Raw genomic sequence first — 10,465 nt, 5'->3', positions numbered from 1 at the left:
GCCGTCTCGCCGGCGAGACGGCGGGACGGCCGGGACCTGCTCCGCCGTCGCGGTCCGGTCTCATTCCGTCACAGTCCGGTGATCCGCGTCCCCGGCGCCGCACACATCGTTCAGCTGCTTGAGATATGTCAGGCCCGACAGGACCTCGTCCGTGGGCAGGCCGAAGTCGATGAGGCAGGCGACCTCGTCCACGCCGAGCTCGGCGAGGCGGGCGACGACCCGCTCGCCCTTGGCGACCGAGCCGAGCAGCCCGATGTTGTCGAAGTAGTGCTCGAAGGAGCGCTCGACCAGCATGTCGATCTCGTCGGGCCCCAGGCTTTCGGTGCTGACGTCCGACGCCAGGATCAGGCCGAGGGAGCTGCGAAGGTAGTCCGTCAGCGGCGGCCTGACCACTTCCCGGACGGCCTCGGTGTCCTCACCGAGAAACGTGTGCACCATCACCACGACATGGCCCCGCCAGCCGGTCGGACCGGTCTCGGCCGCGGCCTTCCGGTACTCTGCGATCTTCTCGCCGAGCTGCTCGGTGCTCTGCCCGAGCAGGTGGGTGAGAAGGCCGGCGCCGATCCGGCCTGCGCTCCGGAAGGTCTCGACGTCCCCGACGCTGCTGACCCACACGGGGAACCCGGCCTGCACCGGGGGCGGGAACGAGCGCACCTTCGTCAGGTTTCCCTTGCCGTCGGCGACCTCGACGGGTTCCCCACGCCACAGCGCCCGCACCTGCTCGATCCGCTCGAACATCTCCGTCCGGCGATCCGCGTAGGCCGACGGGTTCAGCGCGAAGTCGGTGACGTGCCATCCGGAGGCGAACGAGACCCCGGCGCGGCCGTGGGAGATGTTGTCCACCACCGACCATTCCTCGGCGATGCGCAACGGGTGGTGCAGCGGCGCCACGACGCTTCCGGCCCTGATCCCGACGCGGTCGGTGATCGAGGCGATCGCCGCGCTGGTCACCGAGGGGTTCGGATAGGTCCCCCCGAAGGGATGGAAATGGCGCTCCGGGGTCCACACGGCGCGGAAGCCGTTCTCGTCGGCGAAACGGGCGCCGTCGAGCAGTAGGCGGTACCGGTCGTCCTCGGAGATACCGCTGTCATTCGCGAAGTAGAAGAGGCTGATATCCATTCTGCTTTCCCCCTGGCTTTACGGCGCCACGCGCGGGAGTGCGGTTGTCCCGGTCGCTCCGGTGCGGATATCCGGTGCCGTGCTGGAGCGGTATGCGCGACCCTAAATGCATGCGGCGCCGGGCATCAATCGAATCGCGGCTCCCTCGGAATCCGAGCGTGGAACCTTGTCTCGCTGGCGAGACAGGCGCGACACATGCTTCGGTCCGCCGGGTATCGTCGTGTCGTCGGCCGCCGTTTCCGGCGCCGGCGTCGGAGTGCTAATCGTCGGGGTGCTTATAAAGGAGAGCCGTGACCAGTCCCTTCGAAGACGAAGAAGGCGCGTACGTGGTCCTGGTCAACGCCGAGAACCAGCACTCGCTGTGGCCTGCGGTCGCGGCGGTGCCCGCCGGCTGGACGGTCGTGCATGGCGAGGACACCCGCCAGAACTGCCTGGAATACGTTTCCGTGAACTGGACGGACATGCGGCCGGCCAGTCTGATGAAGGAGATGGCCGATGAGCCGCGGTAGCGAGGTGATGACCGCCGGCGGCGAGTTCCGCAACGCCATGGACGAACTGGTGGTCGGCAATGTGCGCAAGCTCCTGGGAAACCCCGACATCGGCATCAGCGATGATTTCCTGGCCGCCGGCGGCAACTCCATCGTCGCGATCCGCCTCGGGCAGGCGCTGCGCGAGGAGCTCGGCATACCCAGGATCACCGGTGTCATCCTCAAGAACCCTGTGCTCAGCGACCTCAGCGACGCCCTGAGCGCCCTGGCCGGCGAGGCCGCCTGACCCATCAAGAGACGACAACATGGGCGACGCGAGCAGCCCATGTCCAACCATCGCCAGGGAGCCATGATCGAGGCTCGTACATCCCATCCGATCGGCCCGGAGGACTTCCGCACGGCGCTGGCGAACCAGGCCGCCGGCGTGGTGGTGATCACCACCCGGGTAGCCGAATCCCTGGCCGGGTTGACGGTGACGTCATTTACATCGGTCAGCCTGGCGCCGCCGCTCGTCTCGTTCTATGTCGACGGGAATTCCGCGACACTGCGACTGCTGAGAGTGGCTCCGTTCTTCGTGGTCAACATTCTTGCCGACCACCAAGCGGATGTCGCTCGCAGGTTCGCGGCCAAAGGACTCGACAGATTCGAACCGGCCGACTCATGGTATCCCGCCGAGATTTCCGGCCTGCCCCTCGTCAAGAACTCGGCGGCCCGTCTCATCTGCTCCTCGCGCGCCACGAATGGTGGGGCCCTGCCGATAGGCGATCATGTGTTGTTGGTGGGTGAGGTGGTCGCCGCCGAAGTTGACCGGGAGAGCCAGCCGCTGCTCTACCGGAGAGGCCGGTTCGGCCGCTTCGTGGACCACGAGCCGACCCTGCGGGAGTCCCGGGCGGACCGTAGAAGGAATGAGCCGAATGAGGCGTGACATCGATGTCCACGGCACCGTATAAGCGTTCGATCTCACGATGTCTGCGGCGGGCACCTTGCCTGGCGTTCCCGCTCCTCGGCTGCGGACCCTCTCGCCGTGGGCTGGTGGCGCAGCTCCTCGTACGAGGCCGGCGCCTCGCTCTGGCGTCCGGCCAGGTAAAGGGCCCGGAGCTGGACGGAGGGCAGCCGCTCACGCAGCGGATGGCGAGCCACCGGATCGGCGAGCTCCCCAATGAGGAGGCGGTCGCCCGTGGCCAGGCGGGCCTCGGCCTGCTCCTCCACGATGGCGAGGCGCCGCCCGGCCGGCTGGCGCGCGGTCGCGCGCACGACCTCCTCGTCGGCGAGACCGGCGTACGCACCATCAGCGGACCGAACACCCCGAACCACACAGCGGCCACTGTCCACAGCCCATCAGCGGACCGTCAGGCATCCCGAAGAGCCCAGGAGCACAGTCGTCACGGCCACGGAACACGAGAGATCGGACGATGACCATGTCGAGCACCGCGTTGACCTCCCGCCTGTTCGAACCCGCCAGGCTCGGCGCCCCGCACCTGTCCAACTGGCTGGGGATGGCATCGCTAGCCCGCAACCGCGCGTCGGCCGCCGGCGTCCCTGAGCCGATCATGGCGACGTACTACGTCCAGCGCGCGTCCGCCGGGCTGGTCATCGGTGAGCCGACCACGCCGAACGCGGTCGGGCCCACCTACCCCGGCATCCCCGCCATGTACCACGACGCGAGCGTGGCCGGCCGGCGTCGCGTCACCGCCGCGGTGAGCGCCACAGGCGGCACGATGTTCCCGCCATTGCAGCACGGCGGACGGATCGGCCACCCGGACACCACCGGGCTGCCGCTGATCGTGCCCTCGTCGGTGGCGTTCCCCGGCTCGATCTTCACTCCGGGCGCGTCCAGGCCGGGCGTCGTGCCCCGCGAGATGACCGTCGCGGAGATCCGCTCCATCGTGGCCGACTTCGCCGCCGCCCGGCGTGCAATCGACCCCGGGCTCGAGGGGCGGAGGTACACGGCGGTAACGGCTACTTCATCCACCATTCCTGTCGAAGGTCACCAACCATCGCGCCGACGCCTATGGCAGCTCGACGGCCGGACGCATCCACTTCGCGGTCGAGGTGGCCGAGGCCATCGCCGACGCGATTGGCCTCGCACAGGTGGGTCTGTGCACCGTCCTCTGCATTACGGCCACCGCCATGCGCGAGCACGACATTGAACGCTTCCATCCCGCGCTCGTCGGCGCGCCGGCAGACGAGGGCCTGGCCGGCCTACCTGCAGGTTATGTTCGCCGATCCCGTCCAGCCCCTGTTCCAGCGCATCCGCGGCGACTGGCCGGCCATGCTGATCGCCAACCCGGCGCTGCCCCGGCCGCCCTCGTTCTCCGCAGACCTGATCCCGCTGAAACGGGCATTCCTGGCAAACCTCGACCCGGCCGAACGGTCCCGCCGCAGCGCGCCGCTCAACCCGATGCGCCCGGAGCCCTGGGATGAGGGTGGGAGCTCGGTTAGACCGGCCACCCGGTGCCGGCCACCACCGCGTGGCAAGAGCACGATGCGGTCGTGACCTGATCGTCTTTCGCCCCACCGTCTGGCGCCGCTCGGCGTCGTCGTTCTACGAGGCGTTGGCGGGGCGGTAGACGAGGTAAAGCACGCTTGTGGTGAAGGTTTCGCAGTTCCAGGGGATGGGCTGGACTTGGCGGTACTCGATCCCGCCGGTCAGCAGCGGGATCACGCCGGAGTCGTCGGTGGGGGCTCGGAGCGCAGGAAGAGCTGTCGGCGGCGTTGGAGCACGCACCGAGCACAGAGGCGTGAACCATGCCTGGTGCAGGCGGGGGCTATAGCACGGGATCCATTACGCGAGTCACGGCGTGATGGTTGATTAGGGTGTCCGCCGTGCTCGGTGCGTGCTCGTACGCCCCGTCACATGCCGTCAGGGCCGGCACCGCCTGACACACAAAACGCGCTGAGGTGGCATGAACCGTCACCCAACGGCACGTCGCGGCACCAAAGGATCTTGCTTCTAATCCGACGGTCGCAGGTTCGAATCCTGCAGGGCGCGCTTTGATCATGGTCTGACCTGGGGTTATGCGGGATCGGATGCGTTCTAGAATTTTCGTCTAGCGCTTGCGTGCTCCCCACGTGCTCGCGCGCACCAACCCCGCACATCCCATGATCCAATCGTCGTCTCCTGCTGCTGCGGAAAAGCAGCGGCCCCGCCCCGCCGCGAGCAGGCGGCGAGTGCGGGACCGGATGCTTAATCCGACTGTCAGCTTCATATCGAGATGAGTTTTCCGGGTTCGGCCTGGTCTTCTTCGCCGAACAGCAAGGCTGCGGTCTTCTCGGCCGCGGCCGTGGCCACCTGCGGGTAGACGGACGTGTAGGTGTCGGCGGTGAAGGCGCTGGAGGTGTGCCCCAGTGTTTCCTGCACGACCTTCATCTCCACCCCGGCCGCCAGCATCAGCGAGGCCGCGCCATGGCGGAGATCGTGGAGCCGGATGGGTGGCAGGCCGGCAGGTAGGCCAGCCAGAGGAACTGCTCGGAGACGTGCTGGGGATGCAGGCGGCTGCCATTGGGTTGGGTGAAGACGAACCCGCTGTCGGTTCAGGCCTCATCCATGGCCAAACGATCCTGAAGTTGCTGCTGCCGGTGGGCGCGGAGGACTTGGGCGGTATCGGTGTCCAGGGCGATGGTGTGTATAGAGGCGTCGGTCCTGGGCGTGCCCTCGTGGACCTGCCAGGCAACTGCACGAGCTGCCAAGTCACCGTCAGGGTATGGCCGTCGACCTCCTTCCAGTGCGACCCGCAGGCTTCGCTCCGGCGCAGGCCGCGCAACGCGATAAGGCGGCACAGCGCGAACAGGTGGTGACGCTGCGCCTCTTCGAGGAACAGGCGGGTGTGCGCTGGGGTCCACACCATGACCGAGGAGGGACGCGGCACGCTGGTGTAGGCGTCGATCGGGTCGACCCGCTGCCCACCCGGCGCTGCTATTCCGCCTGCTGGTAGGCGCGGAGCCGTTCTGCCAGGCGCGGACCCGCCCATCGGCCCACGACGGCCGAGGCTCTTGCCACCTACCGACGCAACACCGCGAGTTGATGACGCAGGGCGAGGATCTTCGCATCCTTCGACCCCTGCGAGCACCCCAGCAGCACCACCTGCCCCGCAGGCCGAACAAGATCAGATAAACCAGCCGCAACGCCATGAACAGCGATCGCGCCCGCCAGCGCGGAAACGCCAAACCCCAGATCAGCCCGCCGACCGAGTTTCGGGCACCCACAGGGGCTTCCTCACCACGAAATGGCCGAACACCACCATGTCCAGGGCACTCGACCAGAATGATCGCAAAGCATCGGAAACGGTGCAGACGATGGGCTCGCCGGCCAGATTGAAGGAGGTGTTGAGCAGGACGGGCACGCCGGTTAACTGGCCGAAGCCAGTGAGCAGGGCGTGATACGCCGGCAGGACGGACCGGTCGACCGCCTGCGCGCGCACGGTGCCGTCGACGTGGACGACCGCGGGCGCCTGCCGGCGCAGCCGCTCCGTGGCACGGCCGGCGACCGTCATGAACCTTTGATCACCGTTGCCGGTGACGTATTCGCCCAGCACCTCGGCCGGGATGGACGGGCAGAAGGGACGCCAGGGCTCGCGCATCTTGACCGCCTCGTTGACTCGGTCGCGCATCGACTCGTCCCGAGGATCCGCCAGGATGCTGCGCTGGCCTAGGGCGCGCGCCCCCGCCTCCATGCGGCCGTCGACCCAGCCCACGATGGCTCCCCGAGCCAGTTCGCGCGCGGTGTGCGCGGCCGGATCGTCCACCCGCTCGTAGGCGACGCCGATCCTGCGGAGTTCCGCCTCGACTTGCGCCTCGTCCAAGCCGGGGCCGAGGGCGACGTGGGCGAGAGGCTCGGGCGGATAACCGTCCTCGAGCGAGAGCGCCAGGGCCGCTCCTGCTGCGGCGCCGGCGTCGCCGCACATCGGATGGGCGAACGTGGCGACGGCGCCGCTCCGGTCGCCGATGGCCGCGTTCATCTTCACGTTGTTGGCCACCCCGCCGCCGATCGCCACGTGGCGCAGCCCGGTGCTCTCCACCGCCCAGCGCACCAGCCGGCACATGGCGTCTTCCACTGCCTGCTGCGCCGCCCGGGCCACAGCGCGATGCCAGCCCGTGATCTCCGCACCGGTCGCCCGGGGCGGCTGTCCCAGCAACTCCGTCATGTCGTCGGTGAAGCGGCCCGAATGGCTGTGCCGGCCGTGGTGGATGAAGCGCGGGTCCAGGAGGTAGGAGATCCCGTCCGGATGGGGCTGTAGCACACGGGCGACCTTCTCCGCGAGCTCCGCGTCGGCTTCGCCGTACGCGGCCAGACCCATGACCTTGTATTCTTCGCCGTAGGCGTGAAATCCCAGGTACTCGGTGATGGCCGCGTAGAACCAACCGATGGAGTGCGGCATGGTGATCGACCGCAAGGGCTTCAAGCGTCCGTCACGCAGCTCCCATAGCACGGTGCATTCGGTGTCGCCGCTGCCGTCGGCCGTGAGCACCACGCACTCGTCGAACCCGGACTGCAGGCCAGCCTGGACCGCGTGTACGTAATGGTGTGGCACTCCGCGCACAGCCGGAACGCTCACTTCGCCGAACAGGCGCCGCCACGAGCGAGCGTGATGTGCCTGGAGCGCCGCGGTGGTGAAGGAACCCAGCTTCTGCGACTGCCACCGGCGGGTCGCCTCGTCGAGCCGATAATCGGCGGCGAGCCGTTCGTAGAAGGCAGCGATGCGCCCGTCGGCAAACGCGTCCGTGTCCCACGCGACCGCGATCGCGTCAATATCGGACACCTCCACGCCGGTTTCCCGCAGGGCCCAGCGCAGAGCGCGCACCGGATACCGGTGGGGAGCGTGCTTGTAGCGCAGCAGCCGCTCCTCCTCCACGTAGGCGAGGACCGAGCCGTCGTGGACCACCGCGACCGCCGGGTCAACATGACCCGCTGCTATACCCACATATGTTGCCATGCCACTCCTTGTCGGTTAAGGACACGGGCATCAAGCCTTCTCGGAAACGACCTGCCCCTCCAGGAGCCGGGCTTCGGCCAGTCCGTCCCGCATCACCTGCTCCATCGAGGAGTACTCCCAGCGTCCGTAGCGGCCGAGCGGTACGACGCCCAGCTCGCGCAGCGCCCGCGCGGCCGCCGCCACCACGGGGGCGGACTCCCGGGTGAAAACTACGTACGCCGGATCGGCGTCCATGACATGCGTCCCCGCCACGACGGATCCGGTCGGGATCACCCCCACCCGGCGGACGCTGCGGATGACCTCGGAGGCCAGCTCAGCGGGCGGCACGGGAGGGTCTTCCGAGCGCTCGGTCACCTCCGCCATCAGGCCCCAGCCGGACGGCGGAGCCATCAAGGAATCGAAGGAGGTCTGGAAGATCAGCCGGGTGAACGGCAGGCTCTCGTCGGTGTAGTAGCGCCACAGCGGCTGGCCCGCGCCGTGGGGACCGAGGATGCGCAGTGCCACCGAGCGGACCCGGTTCTGAGGCAGGCGGCCGCAGGCCTCCCGCAAGGCCGCGGGGATCCCGCCGGTCAGGGCGGCGGTCGCCGGCAACGGTGCCGTCGACAGACACGCGCGCCGGAATCGGAACGACACCGCACGGCCATCGTGTTCGCAGACCACGATTCGTCGTCCGGTGTCGATGTGCCTGACGGTGTGCCGCAACCGAAGATCCTTCACCCGGCTCGCCCAGGCATCCACGAGGACCTGCATGCCCCGCCGCTTCGCGCCGGCCGGCGGGCGCGGATACCAGCCGTTGCTGTTGTAGGCGGCCCGCTGGCCGTCCGCGCCGAACGACCCCCGCAGGACGGCTTCCAACGAGGGCCGCGCCAGATTCCACTGGAACCCCTGCGGCGCGAGCGTGCTGAGCGGCCTGCGCCAGAGCTTGCGGTTGTAGGGGAAGTAGAAATGCTCGCACATGGCGTCGCCGAAAGTCGTACGGAGAAGCTCCTCATAGTTCTCGCTCGGCCCATGAGCTTGAAAGGTGGCGCGAGCGAAGTCGGCGACGCACGCGACGCGCGCAGGTTCGGACAGATCCGCCAGATGCAACTGGAACGGATAGCGGACTGTCCCTGACGGCGTCTCGATCCACGCGTCGGGCTGGCAGGGCTGCAGCACGTTGCCGAGCATGCCACGGACCGCGCGCTCGACCGACCGATCCGAGAAGTGCAGCAGGTGCAGGACGCGGTCGAACCACCACCCGCTTACGTGATCTGATCGTGCGAGCCCTCCGGGTTCCTCCTCCCGGTCGACGACAATCACATCGCCACCCAGGGTTGCCGCGGCACTGAGGCCCGCCAGCCCCGCGCCGATGACGAGCACGTCGGTCTCGATGACACCCATCCGTCGGACGCCCCGGCTCAGAACAGGCGCTGACGGACGCCGACGAACGCCTCCGCCGCGGCGCAGCCGAAGCGTGCGCCGCGCAGCGTCGCCAAGGACCGGATCGCCTCCAGCGAGCGCTCATGCGGAAATGCCTTGAGCTGCGAGGTGAAGCACGACATCGCCGCCAGCTTCGTCTCGAGATGATCCGCCACGTCGGTGAACGCCGTCGGAGTGAACTGCGCCGCGTAGGGCGCGTTCCAGTTGGTCTGGGAGAGCGTCTCGTAGCAGTACACCGCGGTGGGAGCGAAGGGCGTGACGGGACGAGCGCAGACGATGGAGGACAGGGACACCCGCTGGTGATCCATGAACAGGTCTCCGCCGAACGGGAGGAACACCGCCTCGGGCCGGACCTCCTCGAAGATCGACAGAAGTGCGGCGTTGACATCGGCATGAGGAATGTGGTCAAGCTCCGCAATGGGAAAGTCGAGAACGATGGTCCGTGACACGCCGAGCAGCTTGTGCGCGTCGTGCGCCTCGCGGACGCCCGCCTCGCCGAACTCCGCGGAGAAGCGTGGAGGCTGCGCGCGGGAGACGATCGCCACCACGACCTCGCCACCGGCGGCGGCCAGTTTCGCCATCGTGGCGCCAGCACCGAGCACGTCGTCGTCAGGATGCGGTGCGACCACCAGGGTGCGTTCAGGTACGTACATCTCGATCTCTTTCTCGTCGGGCCATCAGGCCGCTCAGAACGCCGATATGCCATCCCAGGTCCCAGGCGAGCTGCCATCGGCGGGCGCGGCCGAGCATCATGGGCGTGGACATCAGGACCTTGAGGCACGCCTTCAGGTGGCTGGGCCAGGTCACCGGGTCCAAGCCGTGGGCGAGGAACTTCTCGCGGAGGAGGACGACGTCCCTGCCCTGGAATAAGCCTCGTCGCAGGTGCCCACGGCTGGATGAGCGCATCCGCACGGAGACCACAGTGTCGGCCATGTGGATGGCACGGCCCGCGAGCTGCGCGCGGAAGCACAGATCCAGGTCGGCGAGCGCCGGAAGGGCTTCGTCGAAGCCGCCGACCTCGTCAAAGAGGGCCCGCGACAGCCCCATCAGACCGCCCGGCACAACCGGCAGGAACCGCGTAGCGGACGGAACCTCGCCTAGCTGTTTAGGCGGACACCGCCGCAGGGTTTCCTCGCTGTTGAGCCTTGAGTAGTCGATGCGACTGCCTATCAGGTCGCCGTCCGCCAGGGCCACGGTCATCGCCTTGAGATAACCGGATGCAATCAGATCGTCCGCGTCCAGGAAGAGGAGCTTCGCCGCGGCGCTGGCGCGCGCGCCGGCGTTCCTGGCGGCTCCCGTGCCGCTGCGCCGGGGCAGCTTGACTAGGACCAGGCCGGGCAACCTGTGCTGATACCGCCGTACGACCGACTCGAGCGCATCGGTCGAACCGTCGTCCACCACGACGACACCCCAGTCGTCCGGGCACTCTTCGGCTGCCAGCGCATCGAGCTGCGTGCCGATCTGATCGGCAGCATTGTGACAGGGAATTATGATCGAGACGTCCAT

13 protein-coding genes and 1 pseudogene are annotated in these 10,465 nt (G+C 68.1%); 5 read left to right on the top strand and 9 right to left on the bottom strand.

The window, feature by feature from the left end; all coding sequences use genetic code 11:
* Positions 1–60 precede the first annotated feature (60 nt).
* Entirely contained in the window at positions 61–1,119 is a 1,059-nt protein-coding gene (locus AB0H84_RS22420) for a MupA/Atu3671 family FMN-dependent luciferase-like monooxygenase (protein WP_357607157.1), read from the bottom strand.
* Positions 1,120–1,409: 290 nt separating this feature from the next.
* Between AB0H84_RS22420 and AB0H84_RS22415 the strand changes: the two genes are divergently transcribed.
* From AB0H84_RS22415 to AB0H84_RS22405, 3 genes are all read left to right on the top strand, one after another.
* Positions 1,410–1,628, top strand: a complete 219-nt coding sequence (locus AB0H84_RS22415) for an MbtH family protein (RefSeq protein ID WP_357607154.1) — start codon at positions 1,410–1,412, stop codon at positions 1,626–1,628.
* On the top strand, positions 1,615–1,893 hold the full coding sequence (locus AB0H84_RS22410) for a phosphopantetheine-binding protein (protein WP_357607151.1): 279 nt from the start codon (positions 1,615–1,617) through the stop codon (positions 1,891–1,893). The genes AB0H84_RS22415 and AB0H84_RS22410 overlap by 14 nt, the downstream gene beginning before the upstream one ends.
* Before the next feature lie 63 nt (positions 1,894–1,956).
* Positions 1,957–2,532, top strand: coding sequence for a flavin reductase family protein (locus tag AB0H84_RS22405; RefSeq protein WP_357607148.1), 576 nt, complete (start codon positions 1,957–1,959; stop codon positions 2,530–2,532).
* 35 nt (positions 2,533–2,567) lie between these two features.
* Here AB0H84_RS22405 and AB0H84_RS22400 read toward each other — a convergent pair whose 3' ends face one another.
* Positions 2,568–2,921, bottom strand: coding sequence for a BTAD domain-containing putative transcriptional regulator (locus tag AB0H84_RS22400; protein ID WP_357607145.1), 354 nt, complete (start codon positions 2,919–2,921; stop codon positions 2,568–2,570).
* Positions 2,922–3,019: 98 nt separating this feature from the next.
* Here AB0H84_RS22400 and AB0H84_RS22395 point away from each other — a divergent pair.
* Positions 3,020–3,481, top strand: a pseudogene (locus tag AB0H84_RS22395) (alkene reductase); the annotation flags it as partial.
* Positions 3,482–3,566: 85 nt separating this feature from the next.
* Here AB0H84_RS22395 and AB0H84_RS22390 read toward each other — a convergent pair.
* Positions 3,567–3,767, bottom strand: a complete 201-nt coding sequence (locus tag AB0H84_RS22390; protein ID WP_357607174.1) for a hypothetical protein — start codon at positions 3,765–3,767, stop codon at positions 3,567–3,569.
* Positions 3,768–3,822: 55 nt separating this feature from the next.
* On the opposite strand from AB0H84_RS22390, the gene AB0H84_RS22385 reads away from it, so the two are divergent.
* Positions 3,823–4,104, top strand: coding sequence for a hypothetical protein (locus tag AB0H84_RS22385; protein ID WP_357607142.1), 282 nt, complete (start codon positions 3,823–3,825; stop codon positions 4,102–4,104).
* A 48-nt stretch (positions 4,105–4,152) separates the two neighbouring features.
* Here the strand turns inward: AB0H84_RS22385 and AB0H84_RS22380 are convergent, their stop codons facing one another.
* The 6 genes from AB0H84_RS22380 to AB0H84_RS22355 all read right to left on the bottom strand — a co-directional run bounded on the left by AB0H84_RS22380 (position 4,153) and on the right by AB0H84_RS22355 (position 10,465).
* A complete protein-coding gene (locus tag AB0H84_RS22380; RefSeq protein WP_357607139.1) occupies positions 4,153–4,335 on the bottom strand; it encodes a hypothetical protein in 183 nt (60 codons plus the stop codon).
* Positions 4,336–4,812: 477 nt separating this feature from the next.
* Positions 4,813–5,067 carry a tyrosine-type recombinase/integrase gene (locus AB0H84_RS22375; RefSeq protein WP_357607171.1) on the bottom strand — a complete coding sequence of 85 codons (255 nt, stop codon included), beginning with the start codon at positions 5,065–5,067 and terminating at the stop codon, positions 4,813–4,815.
* 715 nt (positions 5,068–5,782) lie between these two features.
* Entirely contained in the window at positions 5,783–7,540 is a 1,758-nt protein-coding gene (locus tag AB0H84_RS22370) for a carbamoyltransferase C-terminal domain-containing protein (RefSeq protein ID WP_357607136.1), read from the bottom strand.
* A gap of 30 nt (positions 7,541–7,570) precedes the next feature.
* Positions 7,571–8,920: an FAD-dependent oxidoreductase gene (locus AB0H84_RS22365; protein WP_357607133.1), complete on the bottom strand. Its 1,350-nt coding sequence runs from the start codon at positions 8,918–8,920 to the stop codon at positions 7,571–7,573.
* A gap of 17 nt (positions 8,921–8,937) precedes the next feature.
* Positions 8,938–9,612: a PIG-L deacetylase family protein gene (locus tag AB0H84_RS22360; RefSeq protein ID WP_357607130.1), complete on the bottom strand. Its 675-nt coding sequence runs from the start codon at positions 9,610–9,612 to the stop codon at positions 8,938–8,940.
* Positions 9,599–10,465, bottom strand: a complete 867-nt coding sequence (locus AB0H84_RS22355) for a glycosyltransferase (RefSeq protein WP_357607127.1) — start codon at positions 10,463–10,465, stop codon at positions 9,599–9,601. The genes AB0H84_RS22360 and AB0H84_RS22355 overlap by 14 nt, the downstream gene beginning before the upstream one ends.

The sequence above is a fragment of the Nonomuraea sp. NPDC050786 genome, from assembly GCF_040654115.1.
Classification (GTDB): domain Bacteria; phylum Actinomycetota; class Actinomycetes; order Streptosporangiales; family Streptosporangiaceae; genus Nonomuraea.
Note: the sequence above shows the minus strand (reverse complement) of the source record. Positions and strands in the feature narration are given on the sequence as shown.